Genomic DNA, 21,514 nt, shown 5'->3' on the forward strand with positions numbered 1-21,514 from the left:
ACGAGCCGGGATCTCCCAGACAGTCTGACTCAGCTCAAATAGCCTTTTCATGAGATCCCCGCTTAAAAGCATGCGGGGATGACTTTTTTAATTCTGTCATCCCGGCCTAAATATATCTGTCATCCCGGCCAACGAGCCGGGATCTCCCAAACAGTCTGACTCAGCTCAAATAGCCTTTTCATGAGATCCCCGCTCAAAAGCACGCGGGGATGACTTTTTTTATTTTCTGTCACCCCGGCCCAAATATATCTGTCATCCCGGCCAACGAGCCGGGATCTCCCAGACAGTCTGACTCAGCTCAAATAGCCTTTTCATGAGGTCCCCCCTTAAAAGCATGCGGGGATGACGCAGAGGATGTGTTAAACCTTAAAATTCGGGGGATAACAAACTTGTTGGTAACACCTACTCTGGTGTGATTAGTCTTTATGACTGGTTTGTCGAATCAAATCGATGCCGGCCAGTTGCGGAATGGTTGTCTGCATTTGCTTTTCAAGCGCATCAAGCTTTTTGAAGTAGTCACAATACCACCGGGCTTTTTGTGGCAAGGTGGTGTCAACCGGCGGACCGTCGCCGTCAGACGTAGCAGCATAATGCGCAATGCGTTGATTAATCACCGCCATTTCGGTGCGGTCTACCGCCAGTTTGTCGGAGTCCATTGCGCCAAGCGTGGTTAGAATACTACCCACCGAAGTAGTTAACGTTTGTGATAACGGCACCATCAGATCGGCCTCTGCCAGTTCATCCAGCCCTTCGCTGGAGCTTGGCCCCAGGTAATAATGACTGCGCGCGTAACGAAACTTCTTACGCACTCGCGTTTTCATTTTATCCATGGCGGTATTGAGCTTTTCATAGCTGTCGTGATCGCTGCCCAACAACGACAAAAACATCTGCTGAACCGTATCGGTAGCTAAATCAATACCAGTGGTCGCCAGTAAGGTAACCTGCGGTACCACGGAATGCAGCCCTTTGGCGTAATCGGTTACCAGCATAGCCTGGCTGTCATCAAGTGTGAGCCACTCGCCCGCCACAAACAACTGCTGCTTATGGTTGATCTGATATAAAGTAAGGTATTCTTTGAGTACACGTAGCTGATCGTCATTTACTACAACGCCATAATTTAAATCGACATCGCAGCTGTAATGCGCAGCAGCCGGCGCTGAGAAACCAGCCGGCAACAGGCACATTATGCATAATAAAAAATGAGATACGCTTTTCATACCGATATTGTGAAACCAAAACCGTAAATGAAAAGTCGCTTAAGACCAGATTGCTAAAAATCAGGTTGAATACAGCTACCTACAACGGTAAGCGGCGAACGCTACGCCCTTACGATAACTCATCGCAAATAACCTGCCACACATCAGGCGCGGCTTTTGGCGCCTCGCTCTAAGGCTTCGCTCTGCATCACCTGTAATGCTTCGAGTTGCTTTTTGCCACTGGCAATATCTGTCATGTCGTAAATCATCATGCTGATATGTTCAACCTTGCCGGTAGCCGACACCAAGGGCGATAAAATAATGTTTTGATACATGAACTCTTCACTGCCGGTGATAGGCCGGTAATTAGAAAACTTAAACAGATAAGGGCGCTGTTCCCACAGCATAAATGCCCGGGTTTTAAGTTCGAATACCGGTTTCGCCTTCTGGGCAAACCAGTCAGGTTTAATATCGGGGAAAATACTGAACAGGGTTTTATCACGTACCTCAGAGGGCAATTTGCCGCTGTGGCTTTCCATAAAACCGTTCCACATTTTGATTTTAAACTCCCGATCCAACACAACAATGCCCACATCCACCGTTTGCAGCATGTCGATGATCCAATGAAACTCCAGCATGTCATCCACGGCTTCATTGGCCATCAGAAATCCTCCAGCAGGTGAGCAAGTTTATAGTTGAGCGTTTCCATGGAGCTTTCGGTAAATAACAGTAGCAACTCACATACGGTGTTGTACCCTTCAAGGCCATAGGAAATTTCGATAGCCAGGGTTCGTATCCATTTCAGCTTATTGGTGGCAATGATCTCTGTGATGTTTCGGTGCTGGCCAAGCACAACTGGCTGCCCCTGAGCAAAACTCACATCCAGCTGTTCGGCAATGCCGCTCAGGCACGTACCAATAAGGATGCTCGCCGCATCCATTAATAACTCCAGTTGCTTTTGATCGTCGACTTCGCCGGAAATATTAAGAATTCGCGCTACGTCGTCCAGGCTTGAGTCACTCAAAATACACAGCGCCTCACCCTGCACTCCAGGCCCTACAAAGCCCTGACAAACCGCACTAACCCGCTCGTGGTTTTCGATATCACTGAGCAGCATGTGCAGTTCCGACACCTCAATCAGGTTAACGTTTGGGATCGGCAAATGCACAAACACATTTAACGTTCGGGCCAGGTGATCGCCCGCTCTGCCCATAGCAATATTGGTGATCTCCTGATAGCAGTCACGAATATCAGGATCCAGCGGTTCAAACTCTTTAGGCTCTTCTTCGTCTGGCGCATTGATTAGCTGATGTTTGCTCAACACAGCTAATAACTCCGGCGCACTAACCGGTTTACGAATAAAATCCAGCGCGCCGAGCTTAATAACACGCTCATGAGCTTCGGGCTGGACATCGCCAGACACCACAATCACATTGGTTTTTAAACCTTGCTGAGCGATGGCTTCCAGCGTTTGGTAGCCGTCCATCTCCGGCATGTTTAAATCGAGGAGTAAAATATGACCTTTACCGGCCGTCAGGCATTGAATGGCCTCACCGCCATGTTTGGCAAAATGGATAGCAACATCCCAGTCCTGTGGCAGGCATTTTGCCACCTGCTTGCGGGCTACCAGCGAGTCATCACAAATCAAAACTGAGTACATAGCTATCCAAGGGTTAAGAACCGGCACAAAACAATGCAGTAAGCACCCTTTAACAAATAGCAGTCAGACGGCAAAAATCAACTTAACAGGCGGCTTTTGTGGGCTCAGGCTATGAAAAGCCTTATAGAATAACAGGTAAGATAACGGCGGTTAAAATGCCATTAAGGCCAAGCCCCACGGTAGCAAGAGCCCCCTGCACTTCGCCCATCTGCAGTGCTTTGGAGGTGCCTACCGCGTGGCAAACCGCGCCCAACGCCACGCCCTGAGCATCGGGCATAGTAACGCCTAATAACCGATAGGTGAGCGGCGCCGCCAGCGCCCCCACGATACCGGTAAGGATAACAAATACTGCAGCCAGCGCCGGAATACCGCCAATAGCGGCCCCGGTTTCCATAGCCAGCGGGCTGGTTATCGACTTCACCAGCATAGTCATCTGAATAGCCAGCGGCGCGTTAGTGAGGTATATCACGCCCCAGGCAAGCAGCGGTGCAACAATGCCCCCTACCATCACACTGACGATCAACGGCATTCCCAGTTGCCGAATGTTTTGCCATTGATTGTACATCGGTACCGCCAGTGCCACCGTGGCAGGCCCTAATAACCAGTGTAATAATGACGCGAAGTCACGATATTGAGCTGCAGAGATATCAGCTAACCACATCACCGCTGCCACGGCTAAGGTTGTAATACTAAGTGGATGCACCAGGGGATGGCCTTTGGAAGCCCGGAAAATTTTGAGCGCAACGCCATAAAAAACCAGTGTAACCGCCAGCCACAACACACCATTTACCGAAGCCGTACTGCTTACAACTTCACTGAAGCGGTTAATAATCTGCTTAATTGCCAGCTCTGCTCTTAACATTAATTAGGCCTTTTGGCTTTCATTAGCCGCTGGGCAAACCAAGCCGTAAATCCCAGTGCCACAATGGTGGTTGCCACCAGCGCCAGCGCAATGCCCAGCGCATTCTCACTTACTTCTGCCCAGAATAACCCTACGCCAATCACGGCCGGCACAAACAAAACTGACATATGTGTGAGCAATGGCTGCGCGCCCCGGCCTACCGTTACCGCCGGACGCTGACGTAACAACAGCCCGCTAAGGAGCAATAACAAGCCGATTAGCGCACCGGGCAGCGGTAAATCGGTCACCAATACAAAAAACTCACCCACCAGATAGCAGCCGATAATGATCAGCCAGCCGTAGAGGGTTGATTTAACATGCACTGTGGAAGCTCCGCAGGGAAGGAATAGTGTGATAATAACGAGGTTAAGTGCAAACCACTACCCGTCTTCGGTTGTAGTCACTTATGTGCAGGATTAATTAAAGAAATGCTGACAGACAGAAGCGCGTTATCCGATGGATAAGGCAAGCCCGCTTGCGGAAAAAGGTATTCAGGACTGCGACAACGCTGCATCCAGTTGCTGGTGACAAACGGGCATGAGGCGCCGGCTTATTTTTACCTTACTGCCATCCTGAAGCTCCACATAGTTCACCCGGGAGTTGAGTTTAATTAACCGTTTTACAAACTGGGTATTCACAATAATGGAACGGTTCACGCGGGTAAAAGCATGCTTGGGTAAACGTCTTGCCATATCCGTTAAGGTAGACCGCACAATCAGCGTTTCTTCCTGTGTGTAAACACACATGTAATCGCCAGCCGCTTCTACATAACGTATGGTTTGCCAGTCTACATACTGCCAGTCTACGCCGCAGCGCATGGCAATTTGTTGAGATGGCCGAGAACAATTTGATTTTACGCTGGTTAACTCGGCCATTAACCGGGCCGGTGAACACGCACGCTGACGAGCCAGTTGCTCACTAACCAGTTGCCACTTCAGGGCCTGTATACGGGTCTGGTATTTAAGATACAACCGGTGAATTTGCCTGCGCTTATCTTCCACGCTGGCAGATAAACAAAAAAACATTCCAACCCCAGCGTTAAACGCCTGTATCGCATCCTGATTGGAATGGCCGCACATTACACTGGTTACCCCGCGTAATCCGGTGTTAGTAAAAGGTTTGATGGTGGCCTGGTCGGTTACGACGATGCGAATATCAGGTGGCTGACATGAAGTATTCGGGGCTACTGACGGGTGACTGCTAACCAGCTCATTTAATGCGGCTTCGTTAATATCCGGTGTAAACTGAAACTCAAAAGGCTCCACAAAATGCTGGGATAAAAACTGATGAAAGGCATCAACATCCGCACTCGGTTTACCAATAAATCGCACTACCATGTTATCTGACTGTATCGCTTCCATATCAGACTCCGAAAAAAGGGCTGTGAAGAACACAGCCCAAACCCCAGGGAGGGAACTAAAACCATTACCCTACTGCTTCGCTGTTAAACTCTGTTCTTCCAGGTTGGTGCGCTTGGCAATTACCGCACCGGTATTATCTGCACCATGCTGCATCGCAAAGGTGTACATATCCATGCCATCACACACCAGGCCTCGGGCCAGACGACGGTAACTTACCCCGCTGTCCTTAACTGCTCGGTGCAGCTCAATGCGGCTGTCGTCTTTAATTGCCTGACAAACCGCGACTAATTTATCTTCCATGGCCTCGGGCAAATTGCCGGCCTGAGCGGAAGAAATACCGCTAAATGTTGCTACTACTGCGGTACCTGCTAATAACGCTGAACGAATTACACTGTTAACTTTTTGCATGACACTATCCTCTACCTATCGCTGACTCTGTTGTGGAAGATGAAGCCTGACTCTTCCTTTCGCCCTTATACAGTAGGGGCAGAGCAGCAAAAGGTTGCCTGCAAAGCGTTAATCGACGTCTATTTGAGATTTTGCGACAAAAGGGATATAACTGCAGTTAAACGGTCCGGAATCCCCTATTGTTAATCGTGTGTATCACACACTTTGTAACATTCGCCCCTAGGCCGCGAGCAAGGAGTACGCGTCAGAGAGACGGATAAAGAGGCAACCAGACATCCCGCCCGAACAAAAAACGGGCGTTAAGAGCCAAAGCAGAAACAGGAAAGTCATGCTTACTCAGCAAGCCTATTACGATATAAAACACCTTATTGCCCCTGGCGATATTATTGCCTTTGGCGGCACCAGCCTGTTTTCCCGCTGGACCAAACTCACCACCCGCTCAGTAGTGACTCATACTGCCCTGGTGATCGACTCGCCCGATGACAACCGATCTACCTCTGCAGCGCAGGATCTCACCATGATTGAGGCAACCTCAATAAAGGGTAAAAAGGGCGTTATGCACAACTATGTGGAAGAACGCATCAAGCATTATCGGGGCGACGTATGGTGGCTCCCGTTACACAACGAGGCCAAGCAGCAATTACAAAACAACTGGCACGGGTTCCACGACTTTCTGGCTGGAGAACTGGGTAAGGATTATGATATCTGGCAACTGTTTGGTGCAGCCATCGATGTGTTTGACGACCACCGCTGGTTTAACTGGCTCACCTACAACCGTAAAAAGAGCAATCGCTGGTTTTGTTCGGAACTGGTAGCCGAAGGGTTAAATCAGGCCGGCATCGCCAATGAACTCAATCCATCGGAAACCACGCCCAAAGATATTTGCCAGTTTACTATCTACGCGCCTGAGTATGTGCAACTCAAGGGCAGAAAAAAACCAATTACGGGATTTAATACGCTGGATCCTCACCGCTGGGGAAATCTAGGGTAGCGCCGGACGCACAAATAGCAGGAGGGAAGCCTTAAATCAGAAAAGCGGTTTAGTAGGTTGCCATCACCCCCTACCAACAGTGTTATGCAGACGCTTAAAAAATGCTGTCCTGATGAACGCGAATAAACATCGAAGTACCGGCTTTAGAATAATCGATTTTGTATTCTTTACCGTTCAGGGTTTGCACAAAAATCAGCGTTTTTTCATCACCGAATACGTCACTGGCGGTTACGTCTACCAATTCCATATCCATCATTTTTGCTTCGCGTTTATTTTCCGGGATTTTTCCCGAGTATTCCTTAATACCCTTGTAATTCACCACTACTGCCGGGTCGTCGTTACCGTTTAAAATCAGCAGATCAAATTTACGTATTTTATGGATTAATGTGTTGCGGCCACTGACCAAATAGGGTTTTTCAGTCATTGTTATCTCCCAATTCAAATGCCGAACCAAGACGTTTTTATTTATAAGTAGCTGAAAGATAGCAGACTATTAATATATTTGCACTAAGCTATGCCGCGGCTCAATGGATTCAGCCATTCTGATCAGGTTCAGGCTTCAACAGATCGTTATTTTTAGTATTGTTCAGTATAAGAAAACATCAAGTAAACCTCACATGGGGTGACAAGCCCCTAAAAACTGCTTATACTTGCGCGCGCCTGGTATTCCAACCAGGCATTCTTAAGCGTTTACCGCATAATGGCCCTATAGCTCAGTTGGTTAGAGCACACGACTCATAATCGTTAGGTCCCTGGTTCGAGTCCAGGTGGGGCCACCATTTTCTCTCAATTCCGCTTCTTATAGCTATTTTTCAAGCTGTACTAACAACCCCGGCAATAACTCCGGTAAACCTAGCCTTGCTAAAGCGTAATCGTGTGAGCATAGCCTGGAATTTCTGCCCGCCAGTGATGTTTGGCCAGCGCGTCTTTAAGAGTTTGTTTGGCGTTATCTTCACCATGCACTAAATACAATCTTGGCTTGGGATCATTAAAATGACTAAACCAGTCAATGAGTTGTGCCTGACTGGCATGTGCCGAGAATCCGCCGAGAGTATGAATTTGAGCCTTAACGGCAATGTCTTCCCCGGCCATGCGGATATGCGTTGCACCATCCACTAAAATACGCCCCGGGGTGCCATTAGCCTGATACCCTACAAACACCACATGAGACCGGCTGCGCCATAAATTATGCTTCAGATGATGCCGGATCCGGCCACCGTTACACATGCCGCTGCCGGCAATAATGATCGCTCCACTGGCAATACGATTAACAGCCATCGACTCTTCGGTACTCACTGTATAGCGCAGAGTAGGCAAAAACGTGTGCAGACTTTTTTGGTCGGGGTTAACACCAGCACTTTGCTGTTCAATAGCGTGTTTATCTTCCCGGTTATAGACGTTTTGATAGCGGTGGTAGATTTCTGTTACAGCAATGGCCATCGGACTGTCTAAACATACCAGCTGCTGAGGAAGCTTGCCCTGCTGATACAACTCACCCAGGCGAAAAATAATCTCCTGTGTACGCCCCACCGCAAACGACGGGATAAGAATATTCCCGCCATTTTGCGATGCACTGGTGATGACCTCTTCAAATTCTTCGAGCGTTTCCTGCATAGAGCGGTGTTCACGATCGCCATAGGTTGATTCCATTAACACAACATCCGCCTCCGCAATCGTAGCAGGATCGCGTAATAGCGCCGCCTGTGAATTACCCAAATCGCCGGAGAATACCAGTTTTCGTTGTCTGCCCGACTCGTTGGTGGTGAGTTCAACAATTGAGGAGCCCAGGATATGCCCGGCTTCACGCAAGGTGATGTCAACGTCGGGTGTAATGGTTATCTGCGCGTTGTAATCCAACCCCTGACACAGCGATAACGCTTTATCTACATCTTCCATGGTGTATAACGGCGCAAGCTCTGTTTTGCCGGCGCGACGACGACGCTTGTTTTCCCATTCAATATCCCGTAATTGCAGCGACGCCGCATCTTTTAAAAGCACCTCGATAAGATCCAACGTGGCTGACGTCATGTAAATCGGGCCACTAAAACCGTCTTTCACTAAAAGCGGCACTCGGCCGGAGTGGTCCAGATGAGCATGAGACAGCACCACAGCATCAATCGACTGTACTGAAAACGGAAATGGATCTTCATTATGGGCTTCTTCTTCCCGACCGCCCTGATATAACCCACAATCGAGTAACACTCTGCCCGACTGAGTTTCCAGTAAATGCATAGAGCCGGTGACACCGGTTACAGCACCGTAAAATGTTAGTGTTGACATGGCTTATTCTCCTTCATTGCCGGAAGATGGCGGAATTAACACCGCAGACAAGGTATTTAATCGCGTTGAGGCTTTATGCCAGGTTTTGGCGATATGCCAGGCTTCCTGCAAACAATCTACGGCAACCGACATTTGTGCCACTTCGATATGGTGTAGTGTACCGGCCATAATTAAATGATATTTTATGCGATCTTTTTCGTGCTGTAACGCCTCTTGTGTCATTGGTGTATCTCCCACCGACAAGTTGGCACTTTGCTGCATGTAATCAACTATCTGAGTGAGGTAGCTTTTTAACTGCGCCTCGAGTTCAGGCTCTTTAAGTGCTTCGCGATTAATCCAGAGGCTGGCGAGGGTATCACTCGCCTGACTGCAATCCAGCAAATACCCTTCAACCCGCATCATTGTTGCCAGTTGAGCGGTCGTTTCGTCTGATAACGCAGCGGTTTCCAATTCCACAATAAACCTGGAGATATGCCCGGACAGCGACCTGATCACTGTCACTTGCTGCTGAAAACGTTTGATATCATGATGACCGGGATACACCGCCGCCTGAAAGAGCTTTAACAATCGTTTTTGTAGCGCCACGAGTTCATTCAGTAACGCATTAATGGCAAGTGCCGGCGTCCGGGCAATGTTTTTATCAAGATATAACGGCTCGGATTCTGTTTCTTCGCGGCTGCGAAAACGTTTCTCCAGCCAATGGGCCAATTGGCCGATAAAAGGATACATCAACAGTATCCCCATAAAATTAAACAACGTATGAAACAACGCCAGAGAAAATGCGGGATCGGCATCCAGTTCCAGAGCGTCACTGATCTGATGGATTAGATAAAACAACACCGGTAGTATCAATAGCGCAATGACAGCCGTTACCAAATTAAACAGCACCTGAGCAGCCGCCGCCCGCTTGGCTGCCGAGGTTGCGCCAACGGCAGCAAAAGCCGCTGTAGAGGTTGTCCCAATGTTCGCCCCTATGGCCATCGCGCCCGCAGAGTACATCTCAATCATTCCACTGCCTGCCGCCGTAATAGTCAGGGCGATTGAGGCACTGGAAGACTGTGTAAGCACCGTAATCATAACGCCCACCAGCAAGTAAATGAGTATTCCACCAACCCCTTCGGCCGCAAACTGACTGATGGGAAAGGACGGCATCACGCCATCAAAAGCTTCTTTCAACACGCCAATGCCAATAAAGAATAACCCAAAGCCCACCAGCGTTTGGCCAACGGCCGCCAACCTGCCTTGCTGCTGGGTTAGTTTAAACATCATGCCTATTCCAACCAGCGGTAAGGCAAAGGCTTCGATATTGAGTTTAAAGCCAAGTATCGCCACTAACCAGCCGGTCATGGTAGTGCCAATATTGGCACCAAAGATAACCCCCAGTACCTGGCGCATATTGAGCAGGCCGGCATTCACAAAGCCCAATGATGCAACGGTTACGGCACTGGAAGATTGCACAATGGCAGTCATCAGAAAGCCACTGAAAATGCCACGCGCCGGTGTTTTCGTCCAACTCGACAATATATGCCGCAAGCTCGAACCTGCTACCGCTTTAAGCCCGTCTGTCATCAAGCCGATGGCAAGAATAAACAATCCCAGACCACCCAGACCAGCCCCCACTGTACTAATTACATCACTCATAACACTCTAAATACTGGCCTGTACAACGGCATTACGAACAACACGCTTAACGCCGTTTTGCACCAGATCAACCGTTATTCTTCTGTTAGTAATAGTGTAGTCGTAAATGCCGACCCCTGCGGTTTTGGCCTTACCTGGTTCAGGCCTCGCCTTAATGAGCAAAAAGCGCGTAGCTGAATAATCCTATTTCAAGAGATAAAAAAACGGTGCGATCAAAAAGCTGACCTTAAAAACAGGTGTACTATTGATGTAACGGATGAAAGGCTGACAAACCTTTTTATGTTGCGAAAATTAACCCAGCAAATTGCTGGCGTCTTAGGGTAGTAAACAGCATGACTGACGTAGGTAACTCATTACGCGAATATCGAATAATGACTACGGCAACTAACGTTAGTAAAACATAATAACTTACAAACAAAACTGAAGCGCATGTTGACTGGCGAAAAATCAACCACCCCATGTCAGAATATTTTACACACAGATATAAAGCTCAGCCGAAATAAAAACCAAATAACTGATAAATATGAAAGAATTAAACATGGCACAATAATAGCTTATACTTTAGTGTATTTTAATTCTCCTGAATTTAAGGAACAAAACATGAAAAAGTTGAGCCAAGTCGCTAAGGTAATTTCAATTGGTGGCGCATTAGTATTCGGTTCATTATCAGCAAATGCCGCATCAATATCTTTTTCCTACGATGCAGCAAATGACGGTTCTGGTTTAACAAGTCAGTACATCGACCCGTTAACAGGTGGTTTACCAGGTTACTTCATCGAGAGTTTCGACCAGGCAACTGGCGATCCTATGTTTCCGGGTTCAACTGCTTATAACGATGCTGGCTTCGACCAGGAGTGTGCGGTAAACAGTGTTAACGGTGGCCCTGCTGGCGTTTTAGTCACACCACCAAGCAGTGATGTTGGTGTTCGTCAGGGCTCTGTCTCTGGTGTTGCTGCGGCACCTGCCAATGATACGACTTGTTTCGCTTACCTGACCAACAATGGCAGTGGTTCTGCGAGCTTTACTTTTGACTACAGTCAGTTACTGGCAGCCAACGCAGACACTGGTATTACCTATCTGGGTTTCTACTGGGGTTCAGTTGACAGATACAACGACTTCAATTTTTACTCTGGCGGTAACCTGGTGTCCAGCATTACGGGTAGTGGTCTACTCAGTGCTCTGGGTGGCAGTGCGGGTAACCAAACCGGTCCTGGTTCAAACGTATATGTGAACATTGACTTTTCATTCGCAGAGCAATTTGATCGCCTGGTGATCAACACTACTGGTATTGCAGGTGAGTTCGACAACATCGTTGTTGGTCTTAGTCAGCGCCCGGTTCTGGTTTCCAGCCCGGCTAGCAATGCTCTGTTACTGCTTGGCCTGGCAGCCATCGGTTTACGTTTACGCCGTAAAAAGTAAGTTACTGATATATTAAAAAAGCTGACTTCGGTCAGCTTTTTTTATACCTCAAATTTACACTATGCGCCTTAAGAAAGTAAGCACTACCAGTTGAACGAAAAGAGCCCCACCCCAAATCAATGGGCTTGCCACCCATCCGGCAATGGTAAACGCCACCATTGCAATCCCGCCGTTAATCAGCGCAAAAGGCAATTGCGTTCTGAAATGGTCGTACTGACGGCAACTCGCACCGGTGGCCGACAATATGGTGGTTTCCGATATGGGCGAACAGTGGTCGCCAAACAAGCCACCGGATAACACCGCGCCAATGCTCACCAATAGCGGAGCTTCAATAGCAAACGCCGTAGGGATCACCAAAGGTAGCATGATTGCAAAAGTGCCCCAGGATGAACCGGTGGCAAAGGAAATAACCGCCGACAGCAGAAAAGCCACCAGCGGTAACAACCATGCCGGAAATCCGCGCTGCGCCTGCTCGGCAATGTAGGCCGCCGTGCCAAGCTCATGCCCCAATGAGCTCAATGTCCACGCCAGCACCAGTACAATGATCACTTGCATCATACCGCTCATGCCCTGCAAATAGAGTGTTACGCCTTCCAGGGCTGGGCGAACCTTATGCCAGGCCATCAGGCCAATAAGCGTACACGCCGCCAGAAAATACGCACTGGCAAGGGCGGCTCTGAATACCGAGCCTGGTACGCTGGAAAACGGAAAGCCAAGGGGCACGAGCATTAATAGCAGCACCGCAGCCATCACTAACAGCGGCAAAAACACAAAGCGAGCACGGGCGTTGTGATGGGTGAAAGCCTCAAAATCCTGACCCTGTTTCACGCCACTGCTTGCTGTCGTCGGCGCCTGTGTCGCTTTTATTTCTGCTTGTACCATGGTGCCAATATCGGCTTTTAGCCACACCATAAGAGGGATTACAGCAATCGCAAGCAGGGCATAAAATTGATAAGGGATAACCCCAATAAACACCTGCCAGCTATCGAGAGATCTGCCGGCCTGGTCAAATTCTTTTTGCAGCAACCCCATGATGTAGATCCCCCAACCAATAAAGGGCACCAGAATCGCAACCGGCGATGCGGTGGAATCGATAATAAATGCCAGTTTTTCCCGCGACACCCTGAGCTTTTCAAACAGCGGCCGAAATACCGGGCCGATGATCAGTGGGGTACCCAAATCAGAATAAAAAATAAAGATACCGCCACACCAGGCCGCTATTTGCGCTTTCGCTTTACTGGCGATCACCCCGATCATCTTACTGGCAAACGCCGGCCCGCCACCGGACTTCTCCATAAGCGCCACAAAGCCACCAATAAACACCATTAACACAATCACACCGGCGTTATAACCGTCGGTCAACGTACCAACCAGATGTGTTTTTATGAGCGTCGACAACACCTCAAGAGGATGCCAGCCGGTGAGCAAAACCACAGCGGTCAATACCCCGCCAAACAAGCCAATCACCACGTGTTTGGAATATAATGCGAGAGCCAGAGTAACAATAATAGGTAGTACGGAGAGAAAATCAGGGCTGGTCAAAATGCGGGCCTGCTGAGCAAATAGTTGCCGAATCAATAAATTATAATTTATATAAATCTATCTTATTCGTGTACCGCTCGCAACGAGTTGAGCTTTTCGCCGGTCTTTACGTACAATCAACCAATCTCAGCGTTTCAGAGTAGTTAAGTCATGCAAATAAACAGTGATTTTCGTCAGCGAGTGGTTATCCGGCCTTCAGAGTACGAGTTTATCCCCTCCCCCCTGAAAGACGTGAGCCGCATGATGTTCGACCGTGCTGGCGAAGAGGTAGCCAGAGCCACCAGCATAGTGCGCTACCAACCCGGGGCGGGCTATAGTGGCCACACCCACGACGGCGGTGAAGAAATTTACGTATTAAGTGGTACCTTTAGTGATGAACATGGTGATTACCCTGCCGGCACCTATCTGCGCAATCCGCCGGGCAGTTCACACACGCCATTTTCTGCAGACGGATGCACAATTCTGGTTAAGCTCTGGCAGTTTGCTCACAATGACCTGGAGCAGTTAACCATTAAAACTCAGCAAAGTGAGTGGCTTCCCGGCCAGGCTGATGGCTTAAGCGTTCTGCCTTTACATGAGTATAATGGCGTTAGTACCGCGTTGGTAAAATGGGCGCCGAACACACAATTTGGCGGGCACGTGCATCCCGGCGGTGAGGAGATCCTGGTACTGGAAGGTGTTTTTAACGACGAGCACGGTAGTTATCCCGCCGGTAGCTGGATCCGCAATCCCCGGTACAGTCAGCATACCCCTTTTACCGGTGAGGAAGGCGCGCTGATCTACGTTAAAGTTGGCTACATGGGCGCTAACTTACTTGGTGATAAATTTATCACCGACAGCTAATCCAGCCATTATGTCATACTTGTCAGTGCATTAATCGGTGACTGTCAACTATGGCAAAAGCCACTACCCGCGCAGATAAACTCATTACATTTCAACAAGTAAATACCATTACAAATCAGGCACTATGCTTGCACTGACGTTTCTGAAGAGGCTGCGAAAATGCCTTATGGTTCAGGAGCAAACTATGTATCGGTTTTTACTTGTTATTTTATTGGGTGTTACCCTGTTAACCGGAGGTTGTGGCGGCGATGATAGCAACAGGCAAGCGCCATTTATGGTCAACGCTGACGGCGTTTCCACGTTCGATCTCAATCAGCTTCGTAACCAGCTTAATACCTTTCCCATCGGGTCATTAACCGCTCTGGAAGAAGAAGGGCTGCTGATGATGCGCGAGGAAGAAAAACTCGCTCACGATGTTTACACAACCCTGTATGCGCAGCATGGTCTGGCTATCTTCAGTAACATTGCCAGCAGCGAACTCACTCATACCGAGGCAGTTTTAGCCTTGCTGGAACGTTACCAACTCAACGATCCGGTCACCAACAATGCTGTAGGCAGCTTCAGCAACTCCGAGTTTACCTATCTGTATACGGTGCTTACCGAAAGTGGCGCTATATCACTGTTGGAAGGGCTTTATGTTGGCGCCCAGGTAGAGGAGCTGGATATCTACGATCTTATGCGCCTGAGTGAGGATATTGTAGATAATCCGGATGTCGAGCTGGTTTATAATAATTTGCTTAAAGGCTCAAGAAACCACCTACGCGCCTTTTACAGTCAAATCCTTAATAACCATGGCACTTATCGCCCTCAATATATCAGCCAGGCGCTATTTGACGAAATCGTTAACAGCCCGATAGAGAGAGGCTAACTACCTATTTTTACACTTTAAATTTGCAAACTCAGGGAAGATTCAGGTGCTCAGCGCAGAGTCTGCCTTGCCCCACCAGCCCCAAAACAATCGTAAATCAGAATCAAAAAACAACTCAATGATTCAGAAATGCGTTAAAAAAAAACTTTAACCTTCACTGCTGTGCAAAAAGAAAGCATTCAGACTGTCTGGCGCTATCAGCCGTAGCTCAGATAGTATACTGTATGACATGGAGTCTACCGCTAGAATTGGTCAGACTATCGCTATAACAACAATAAAATACCAAAAATAACGAAACACCAAACTTCTGTTTAGGAGTCATTAATACATGTCAATTGTGGTAAAAACTTTGTCGGAACAGGCTTACGAAATTATTCGTGAGCGTATCCTTGCCAACGATATGTTCCCGGCAAAGCCCATTCGTCAGGACGCCCTCTCCCAGGATCTGGGAGTAAGTAAGATCCCGCTGCGTGAAGCACTCACCCGGCTGGAGCAAGATGGCTTATTAGTCTCTCACCCTAACCGTGGATTTATTGTTCGTCCACTCAGCCTCGCCGAAGCCGAAGATGTTTTTCATCTGCGGACCACGCTGGAGCCTGAAGCGGCCGCTCAGGGCTGTAAAAAAGCCACCGAGGAAGATAAAGCCAGGGTTACCGAGATTTTTAAACGTCTGCAAAGCATGGCTAATGAAATATCACCGGAAGCGGTTACCGTAAACCGGGAATTTCATTTGGCGCTGTCGGCCCCCGCCGGCCGCAAAATCACCCAGGAGCTGCTGTTCAAGATCCACCTGCTATCAGAACGTTATGTTCGTAAGCACCTTGAGCCACCCGACCGTGAGGCCGATGCCTACCGCGAGCATGAAGAAATTTATGATGCGTGGATGAACAAGGAACCCAAACTGGTGAAAAAGTTACTTAAAGAACATACCCATAGCACCTTAGAAGATTTGCGTGGTGAGTTGTTCGAATAACCCCATCAGTTAATGATAAAAAAGAGTGGCGCGGCCACTCTTTTCGTTTAACACCATAAAAATACGCTCAGTACAGGCTTCGCATCAGGATTTCACGTTGTTTAACGCTATAATCGCAGTAACAATAACAACGACAGTTTATTTGGAGCCCACACATGGAATGTATCCGTGCCTGCCAAGGCCTTTTACTTTCAACCGCAGTTGCCCTCAGTGCCTGCACTACTACTCAACCAACCAATAACACTCCTGCCACTTCAGTCGATTTATCAACAGCCTATACCCTGAAAAGCGGCGGCAAAATACCGTTTTATCAGCAAGGCGTAAGTGTTGAGCATGCAGAGCTGCACTTTGCTTTCGACTTTGATAAACAACAGCTGTTTGGCAATACTACTCTTACTCTGGATGCCGCCAAACCAGCCAAAGCGGTGTCGGTGGATCTCGACAGCGTATTCACTATCGATGGCATCTGGCTCAACGGCGAAGCCATGAAGCCCGAGCAGTATGCTAACCAACAGGGCGAGCTGGTTATCACCCCGACTAACGAAGTAACTTTCCCGGTGTCGGTTCAGGTGAAATATCATGGTCATCCACGCACCCCGCCCAATGCGCCCTGGGACGGCGGCGTAATGTGGGATAAAACCCCAGACGGTTCGCCCTGGCTGGCTACCGCAGTGCAGGGCGAAGGTTGCGATATCTTCTGGCCGTGTATCGACCAGCCCATGGGAGAACCCCAGACGGCCGATATTTACATTACCGTACCTAACAACCTGGAAGCGGCGAGTAATGGGATACTTATAGAAACTACCTACACCGAAAACGAGAGCACCTATCACTGGCAAACCCGCTCGGCACACAATACCTATGGTATTGCGCTGAATATTGCGCCTTACGAAAAAATCGAAGATACCTACCAGAGCATTTACGGCAACAGCTACCCCATCGTGTATTACCACTTGCCGGGCAATACAGAGCAAGCCCAGGAGTTGTTCGATGAAATTCCTGCCATGCTAACGTTCTTTGAGCGGATGATTGGACCTTACCCTTTTGCCGATGAAAAAGTGGGCGTGGTGCAAACCCCGCACCTGGGCATGGAACACCAAACCATCAATGCCTATGGCAACGAATACAAAAAAGACGAATTCGGTTTCGACTGGTTACTGCAACATGAGTTTGCCCATGAGTACTTCGGAAACCAGGTCACTAACGACAACTGGGATCACATGTGGATCCACGAGGGGCTTGGCAGCTACATGCAGCCTTTGTTTGCTCAGTACCTGCATGGTGATATTGCCTACAAAGCGTATTTAAATAACCAGCGCAAAGGCCTTATTAACACCCATCCCATCGTGTCCAATAAAGCGATGGAAGTAGAAGAGGTGTACGAAAAAGGCGTGGGTCCGGCACTGGATATCTATTACAAAGGCTCGTGGATCATGCATTCCCTGCGTTACCTGATTGGCGATCAGGCATTTTTTGATTCCGTTACCACGCTGCTGTACGGCACCGCCACGCCTCAACCCGGCCAGTTTACTACTGTGTACCGCAATACCGGAGACTTTATCAAACTGGTTAATGAATTAACGGGCGAGGATTTCAGCTGGTTTTTTGATGTGTATCTGTATCAGCCCAGGCTGCCTGAGCTTCACCAGCAACGCAGCGGCGATACGCTCACACTCACCTGGCTGGTACCAGACGACCTGCCCTTTCCGATGCCAGTGGAAGTATCGGTAAATGGCGAGGTTACTACCTTACAATTGCCTGCAGAAAATACCATTAAAGTATCAGAGCAGGATGTGGTGATTGTCGATCCGAACAGTAAACTCCTGCGCTTCGAGGCTCGCTACGACGCCGCCGCAAAATAATCCGCTATAAATAAAGTGCACGGCTCACCACAAAGCGTTAGCCGCGCACTCTTCCTGATTGCCAATTAGTCTTATAAAGTCTGTTTTATAACCGCTAATAACTTGTAAATACCGCCTTACGCCGGTAGATTTGTCCTTTAATAACAATCCACAACGCGCTGAATCATGGATGAACCTGCTGTACTAGTGACGCAAATCGCCAATGGCAACAAACAGGCGGAGCAAGCTCTGCTCAGTCACTTCTCCCGACCGCTGTATTCCATTGTGGCTTATAAGTGCGACGATCCGACCCTGGCGCAGGATATTGTGCAGGAAGCCCTGCTCATTGTGATCCAGAAAGCCCGGGCTTCAGCAATCGACAACCCCGAAGCTATAGCAGGCTTTGTACGCCGCGTAGCAGAGAATCTGCTGATTGCCACCTATCGCAAAAACAAGCGCCAACGCACCGATTGCAGCGACGAGATGGACCTGCACTCCCATACAGTCAACCATACCGAAAACCAGGTCAGCTCAGAAAAACTACTGGAAACAGTGACGCAGGTAATGTCAGAACTCAGCGTAGAGCGCGACAGGCACTTACTGAGCGCCTACTTTTTTGAAGGCAAAGACAAACAAGAGCTGTGTAGCGAACTAAACTTAAGCACCGAACATTTCGATAAAGTACTGCATCGGGCCAAAACACGTTTAAAACAAGCGCTGGCGCTCAAGTGCAAAGTTGAAATCAATAAACAATCGCTGTTTACCTTGCTGTCGGTGGCCGCCGTCATTTGCTGGCTGGGCACCCGGATATAAACACTCTGGTGCTGCTTGAGAGGGAACGCCCATTGGCGACACTACTAATACGGAGTTATTAACGTTAACCGACAAGGTTACAGAAGTTAAGTGATATGAATACACAGTACATCCAGGCTAATCATATAATTCAGCGCTACCTGCACGGCAAGCTTACCGCGGCTGAAATGATTGAGTTTGAAGAATATTTGTTGATGCATCCCGACATGGTGGAAGAGTTTGAACTCAGTGCAATCTTCAAAAAAACACTCGGCCAGGCGGCTAAAAAATCCCGTGCAGATTCATCAGCCAGCAAACTGCTGCGGTTGTTCTGGCCCCTCGGTGGCGTTCTGATTGGCAGCGCGGCCACCTGGCTGTTGCTGGGCTATCAGCAACCCAAACAGGTGGCAACGGCCATTAGTCCCGATGTGATCTACATTGGCGAGATGCGCGGTGCCAGCACCGCAGAATTACCACCTGTTGGCGCAGTAGTAGAACAAGGCAGTGAGCAGCAGATACTGGTGCTGGACGTAAGCATGGCTAACGGCCAGCAGTTTGACGTTGAATTACAAGCCCCCACCGGCCAGCCACTGCAGAGCTGGCCGGCACTTAAGAAAAACGCCCAGGGTGAACTGGTTATTCTGGCCACCCTGAAAACTGCCAATGTACCATCAACTGTTATCGCTGTGCGCGAAAGTAACACCGCCGAAGTAGTATTAAGCGCGACTATTATTACGGGTTCGAACTAATGCACGCTGCCACCCATAGCATGTTTCCTGCCACAGAGCAGGCACTGCTAAGCCCGGTGGAATTAAATACCCTGGCTACCCTGATGCTACCAGGCTTACCGCAAAATAACAGTTCGCGTACAGCGCCCGAACAGGCACCGCAACCTTCACTTTCTTTTGCTCCACAATTGGAAGAAGACCCCGAGGACGACGCCGATCCAGCTTATCTCGACGATCCCGACTATACCCCGGACGACACCAACACACAGCCCATACCGGCAGGTTACACCTATATTTGCCAGTTTATCGCCCACGACATCATTGCCGACTCGCACTTTCATATCGGCGGACGCCACACCAGTGCACGGCTAAATCTCGACAGCATGTATGGTAATGATGGCTCGGGCGATCCTATCCGTAGTATCGAAGTACGCTATTTCGACAGCGAAAGCGGGCGTTTTTTAACCCAGGCTCACGATGTGCACCGGGTAGCCCCCGGTACTATTGAGAACGCACCGTGGGCCACCGCCTGGATGCCGGAACAGCGCAACGACGAGAACGCCATTGTGCTGCAGTTACACAGCCTGTTTCAGAGTTTACATAACGCCTTCATTAGTGCTTTGCCAGCAACTCAAACCGATATGGCCGAGCGCATCATTACTGCCAGGCGCTATACCGTGGCCGTGTTTCATCACATCGTAATCAATGACTTACTGCCAAAGCTGGTGTTAGCCGACTGCCACGAGTACTTTTTTAACAAGCTCGGCCCGTTTTATTACGGCGCCAGCAGACCATACACTCAGGTGCCCGCCGAATTTAAGCTGGCCAGCTTCAGGTTCGGGCACAGTATGCTGCGCCCGCGCTATCATCTTAAAACCGAATATTCGCAGTCGTTTTCGCTGGATGAAATTATGCGTCGCCCGCCTTTTGAGCCGCTTGATGAGGCGCATGTTGTTGACTGGCCGGCGCTGTTTTTCGATCCGCTCGACAACGAGGGGCTGCAGCAGATTGCCAGCCCAATAGACCTGTTCATTACCAGTGACATGGCCACAGTGCCGCACCCAACCAACCCGAGAGCCGGGCGTAATATAGCCCAGCTAAATCTGCTGGCCGGTATAAAACTCGGCCTTAATAGCGCCGAGTCTATTCTGCGGGTAATTACTACCGAGTCCCACTTTAAGCCGTTCGCCGAATATTTTAAGCAGCAACTAAGTCACCGTAAGCTCGTAGTCACCTCACCCGGGCAGGAAACCGATTTTATCTATGCACTGCTGGCCGTGTTGCAGGAGCAACAACGCACCCCCCTGTGGCTCTACACACTGCAGGAAAATCTCACCGACTACCCCAACAATAATCAGTACAAACTGGGACTGGTTGCCAGCGCCATTAACTGCGATGTACTACGCAGCGCTATGTATGAGTGTTACCGCAACGATGAGCAGGACGGCATGGCCCAACTGGCCGACAAGTTAACAACAACAATACAGCAGGCCTTTGCGTGCTTGGGCAAACCGCTTCACACCATGGCCGACATCACCTCGTTTTTAACCACAAGGAGTCACAGTGATGAGTAACCAGGCAGCAAGTAAATGGTACGTTCCCAAAGGGTGGGTGTCAGACTATAACCGCGATGAGTGGGCCCCTGAATTTCGCCCGTATCTGCCTAAAGGGCAGCGCGATTACAACGACAACGCATTAAAAATGCGCACCCGGGTGTTTACGCCGGTGCTAGGATCGTCTTTTCTGGTCACCATTACTATTGTTAAGTCCCGTGGCACCTGGCCAACGCTTACCGCAAAGTTACTGAGTAAAGCCAAATTCTTTCCTACTGACGACCCGGACTTGCTGTGTTCTAACAATTTATCGATTGTAAAAGACGGCGGTTATCCGAAAGGCGCACCGGCCTTTAAAGAAAAATACACCGATGTATACTTCACCATAAAATACTCAGTAGATGCCGATGGTACGCCCAAATACACCACCGCCAGCCACTGGAACAAAGAGGTCGACGGCCATCGGGTAACGGTTCAAAAAGCCCCGGCCTACGCCTGGAAAAACCACTAATACCGG

At 49.1% G+C, this 21,514-nt stretch carries 21 protein-coding genes and 1 tRNA gene; 11 read left to right on the top strand and 11 right to left on the bottom strand.

Features of this window, described 5'->3' with window-relative positions; genetic code table 11:
* Positions 1–416: 416 nt before the first annotated feature.
* The 7 genes from C6Y40_RS22855 to C6Y40_RS22885 all read right to left on the bottom strand — a co-directional run bounded on the left by C6Y40_RS22855 (position 417) and on the right by C6Y40_RS22885 (position 5,526).
* Complete coding sequence (locus C6Y40_RS22855; protein WP_105936696.1) at positions 417–1,217, bottom strand: DUF2884 family protein; 801 nt, start codon at positions 1,215–1,217, stop codon at positions 417–419.
* 143 nt (positions 1,218–1,360) lie between these two features.
* Positions 1,361–1,858, bottom strand: coding sequence for a PAS domain-containing protein (locus C6Y40_RS22860; protein WP_105936697.1), 498 nt, complete (start codon positions 1,856–1,858; stop codon positions 1,361–1,363).
* The gene (locus C6Y40_RS22865) at positions 1,858–2,856 is read right to left on the bottom strand and encodes a response regulator (protein WP_105936698.1); all 999 of its coding nucleotides are present in this window, start codon (positions 2,854–2,856) and stop codon (positions 1,858–1,860) included. Before C6Y40_RS22865 ends, C6Y40_RS22860 begins: the two co-directional genes overlap by 1 nt.
* A gap of 121 nt (positions 2,857–2,977) precedes the next feature.
* Positions 2,978–3,718, bottom strand: coding sequence for an LrgB family protein (locus tag C6Y40_RS22870; protein ID WP_105936699.1), 741 nt, complete (start codon positions 3,716–3,718; stop codon positions 2,978–2,980).
* Positions 3,718–4,080, bottom strand: a complete 363-nt coding sequence (locus C6Y40_RS22875) for a CidA/LrgA family protein (protein ID WP_170308564.1) — start codon at positions 4,078–4,080, stop codon at positions 3,718–3,720. Before C6Y40_RS22875 ends, C6Y40_RS22870 begins: the two co-directional genes overlap by 1 nt.
* 168 nt (positions 4,081–4,248) lie before the next feature.
* Positions 4,249–5,118 carry a LytR/AlgR family response regulator transcription factor gene (locus C6Y40_RS22880; RefSeq protein WP_105936701.1) on the bottom strand — a complete coding sequence of 290 codons (870 nt, stop codon included), beginning with the start codon at positions 5,116–5,118 and terminating at the stop codon, positions 4,249–4,251.
* A 69-nt stretch (positions 5,119–5,187) separates the two neighbouring features.
* Positions 5,188–5,526, bottom strand: a complete 339-nt coding sequence (locus C6Y40_RS22885; protein WP_105936702.1) for a DUF3718 domain-containing protein — start codon at positions 5,524–5,526, stop codon at positions 5,188–5,190.
* Positions 5,527–5,854: 328 nt separating this feature from the next.
* Between C6Y40_RS22885 and C6Y40_RS22890 the strand changes: the two genes are divergently transcribed.
* Positions 5,855–6,517 carry a hypothetical protein gene (locus tag C6Y40_RS22890; RefSeq protein WP_105936703.1) on the top strand — a complete coding sequence of 221 codons (663 nt, stop codon included), beginning with the start codon at positions 5,855–5,857 and terminating at the stop codon, positions 6,515–6,517.
* A gap of 94 nt (positions 6,518–6,611) precedes the next feature.
* On the opposite strand, the gene C6Y40_RS22895 is transcribed toward C6Y40_RS22890, so the two are convergent.
* Positions 6,612–6,941: a hypothetical protein gene (locus C6Y40_RS22895; protein WP_105936704.1), complete on the bottom strand. Its 330-nt coding sequence runs from the start codon at positions 6,939–6,941 to the stop codon at positions 6,612–6,614.
* Between the two features lie 278 nt (positions 6,942–7,219).
* Here C6Y40_RS22895 and C6Y40_RS22900 point away from each other — a divergent pair.
* A tRNA-Ile gene (locus tag C6Y40_RS22900) sits at positions 7,220–7,296 on the top strand.
* Positions 7,297–7,378: 82 nt separating this feature from the next.
* On the opposite strand, the gene C6Y40_RS22905 is transcribed toward C6Y40_RS22900, so the two are convergent.
* Together C6Y40_RS22905 and C6Y40_RS22910 are read right to left on the bottom strand one after the other, a co-directional pair.
* A complete protein-coding gene (locus C6Y40_RS22905) occupies positions 7,379–8,797 on the bottom strand; it encodes an MBL fold metallo-hydrolase RNA specificity domain-containing protein (RefSeq protein ID WP_105936705.1) in 1,419 nt (472 codons plus the stop codon).
* 3 nt (positions 8,798–8,800) lie between these two features.
* Entirely contained in the window at positions 8,801–10,438 is a 1,638-nt protein-coding gene (locus C6Y40_RS22910) for a Na/Pi cotransporter family protein (RefSeq protein ID WP_105936706.1), read from the bottom strand.
* Between the two features lie 600 nt (positions 10,439–11,038).
* Between C6Y40_RS22910 and C6Y40_RS22915 the strand changes: the two genes are divergently transcribed.
* Positions 11,039–11,857: an Npun_F0296 family exosortase-dependent surface protein gene (locus C6Y40_RS22915; RefSeq protein WP_105936707.1), complete on the top strand. Its 819-nt coding sequence runs from the start codon at positions 11,039–11,041 to the stop codon at positions 11,855–11,857.
* A gap of 54 nt (positions 11,858–11,911) precedes the next feature.
* Here the strand turns inward: C6Y40_RS22915 and C6Y40_RS22920 are convergent, their stop codons facing one another.
* Positions 11,912–13,399: a Na+/H+ antiporter NhaC family protein gene (locus C6Y40_RS22920; protein ID WP_105936708.1), complete on the bottom strand. Its 1,488-nt coding sequence runs from the start codon at positions 13,397–13,399 to the stop codon at positions 11,912–11,914.
* A 150-nt stretch (positions 13,400–13,549) separates the two neighbouring features.
* Here C6Y40_RS22920 and C6Y40_RS22925 point away from each other — a divergent pair, with 150 nt between their 5' ends.
* The 8 genes from C6Y40_RS22925 to C6Y40_RS22960 all read left to right on the top strand — a co-directional run bounded on the left by C6Y40_RS22925 (position 13,550) and on the right by C6Y40_RS22960 (position 21,508).
* A complete protein-coding gene (locus C6Y40_RS22925) occupies positions 13,550–14,242 on the top strand; it encodes a cupin domain-containing protein (RefSeq protein WP_105936709.1) in 693 nt (230 codons plus the stop codon).
* Positions 14,243–14,426: 184 nt separating this feature from the next.
* Positions 14,427–15,110, top strand: a complete 684-nt coding sequence (locus C6Y40_RS22930) for a DUF2202 domain-containing protein (RefSeq protein ID WP_170308565.1) — start codon at positions 14,427–14,429, stop codon at positions 15,108–15,110.
* A 328-nt stretch (positions 15,111–15,438) separates the two neighbouring features.
* On the top strand, positions 15,439–16,083 hold the full coding sequence (locus tag C6Y40_RS22935) for a GntR family transcriptional regulator (protein ID WP_105936711.1): 645 nt from the start codon (positions 15,439–15,441) through the stop codon (positions 16,081–16,083).
* A gap of 155 nt (positions 16,084–16,238) precedes the next feature.
* A complete protein-coding gene (locus tag C6Y40_RS22940; protein ID WP_105936712.1) occupies positions 16,239–17,945 on the top strand; it encodes a M1 family metallopeptidase in 1,707 nt (568 codons plus the stop codon).
* Positions 17,946–18,110: 165 nt separating this feature from the next.
* Complete coding sequence (locus C6Y40_RS22945) at positions 18,111–18,737, top strand: RNA polymerase sigma factor (protein ID WP_105936713.1); 627 nt, start codon at positions 18,111–18,113, stop codon at positions 18,735–18,737.
* Positions 18,738–18,832: 95 nt separating this feature from the next.
* Positions 18,833–19,465 carry a hypothetical protein gene (locus C6Y40_RS22950; protein WP_105936714.1) on the top strand — a complete coding sequence of 211 codons (633 nt, stop codon included), beginning with the start codon at positions 18,833–18,835 and terminating at the stop codon, positions 19,463–19,465.
* Positions 19,465–21,018 (top strand): peroxidase family protein, encoded by a 1,554-nt coding sequence (locus C6Y40_RS22955; RefSeq protein ID WP_105936715.1) that lies wholly within the window; start codon positions 19,465–19,467, stop codon positions 21,016–21,018. Before C6Y40_RS22950 ends, C6Y40_RS22955 begins: the two co-directional genes overlap by 1 nt.
* The gene (locus C6Y40_RS22960; protein WP_105936716.1) at positions 21,011–21,508 is read left to right on the top strand and encodes a hypothetical protein; all 498 of its coding nucleotides are present in this window, start codon (positions 21,011–21,013) and stop codon (positions 21,506–21,508) included. The genes C6Y40_RS22955 and C6Y40_RS22960 overlap by 8 nt, the downstream gene beginning before the upstream one ends.
* Positions 21,509–21,514 lie beyond the last annotated feature (6 nt).

Origin of the sequence: Marisediminitalea alba (genome assembly GCF_002993365.1) — a bacterium.
GTDB lineage: Bacteria > Pseudomonadota > Gammaproteobacteria > Enterobacterales > Alteromonadaceae > Alteromonas > Alteromonas alba.

What these genes read in the sequence shown, in the direction of transcription:
- C6Y40_RS22855 (WP_105936696.1), bottom strand. Translation starts at nt 1,217, where the DNA reads ATGAAAAGCGTATCTCATTTTTTATTATGCATAATGTGCCTGTTGCCG.
- C6Y40_RS22860 (WP_105936697.1), bottom strand. Translation starts at nt 1,858, where the DNA reads ATGGCCAATGAAGCCGTGGATGACATGCTGGAGTTTCATTGGATCATC.
- C6Y40_RS22865 (WP_105936698.1), bottom strand. Translation starts at nt 2,856, where the DNA reads ATGTACTCAGTTTTGATTTGTGATGACTCGCTGGTAGCCCGCAAGCAG.
- C6Y40_RS22870 (WP_105936699.1), bottom strand. Translation starts at nt 3,718, where the DNA reads ATGTTAAGAGCAGAGCTGGCAATTAAGCAGATTATTAACCGCTTCAGT.
- C6Y40_RS22880 (WP_105936701.1), bottom strand. Translation starts at nt 5,118, where the DNA reads ATGGAAGCGATACAGTCAGATAACATGGTAGTGCGATTTATTGGTAAA.
- C6Y40_RS22885 (WP_105936702.1), bottom strand. Translation starts at nt 5,526, where the DNA reads ATGCAAAAAGTTAACAGTGTAATTCGTTCAGCGTTATTAGCAGGTACC.
- C6Y40_RS22890 (WP_105936703.1), top strand. Translation starts at nt 5,855, where the DNA reads ATGCTTACTCAGCAAGCCTATTACGATATAAAACACCTTATTGCCCCT.
- C6Y40_RS22895 (WP_105936704.1), bottom strand. Translation starts at nt 6,941, where the DNA reads ATGACTGAAAAACCCTATTTGGTCAGTGGCCGCAACACATTAATCCAT.
- C6Y40_RS22905 (WP_105936705.1), bottom strand. Translation starts at nt 8,797, where the DNA reads ATGTCAACACTAACATTTTACGGTGCTGTAACCGGTGTCACCGGCTCT.
- C6Y40_RS22910 (WP_105936706.1), bottom strand. Translation starts at nt 10,438, where the DNA reads ATGAGTGATGTAATTAGTACAGTGGGGGCTGGTCTGGGTGGTCTGGGA.
- C6Y40_RS22915 (WP_105936707.1), top strand. Translation starts at nt 11,039, where the DNA reads ATGAAAAAGTTGAGCCAAGTCGCTAAGGTAATTTCAATTGGTGGCGCA.
- C6Y40_RS22925 (WP_105936709.1), top strand. Translation starts at nt 13,550, where the DNA reads ATGCAAATAAACAGTGATTTTCGTCAGCGAGTGGTTATCCGGCCTTCA.
- C6Y40_RS22930 (WP_170308565.1), top strand. Translation starts at nt 14,427, where the DNA reads ATGTATCGGTTTTTACTTGTTATTTTATTGGGTGTTACCCTGTTAACC.
- C6Y40_RS22935 (WP_105936711.1), top strand. Translation starts at nt 15,439, where the DNA reads ATGTCAATTGTGGTAAAAACTTTGTCGGAACAGGCTTACGAAATTATT.
- C6Y40_RS22940 (WP_105936712.1), top strand. Translation starts at nt 16,239, where the DNA reads ATGGAATGTATCCGTGCCTGCCAAGGCCTTTTACTTTCAACCGCAGTT.
- C6Y40_RS22945 (WP_105936713.1), top strand. Translation starts at nt 18,111, where the DNA reads ATGGATGAACCTGCTGTACTAGTGACGCAAATCGCCAATGGCAACAAA.
- C6Y40_RS22950 (WP_105936714.1), top strand. Translation starts at nt 18,833, where the DNA reads ATGAATACACAGTACATCCAGGCTAATCATATAATTCAGCGCTACCTG.
- C6Y40_RS22955 (WP_105936715.1), top strand. Translation starts at nt 19,465, where the DNA reads ATGCACGCTGCCACCCATAGCATGTTTCCTGCCACAGAGCAGGCACTG.
- C6Y40_RS22960 (WP_105936716.1), top strand. Translation starts at nt 21,011, where the DNA reads ATGAGTAACCAGGCAGCAAGTAAATGGTACGTTCCCAAAGGGTGGGTG.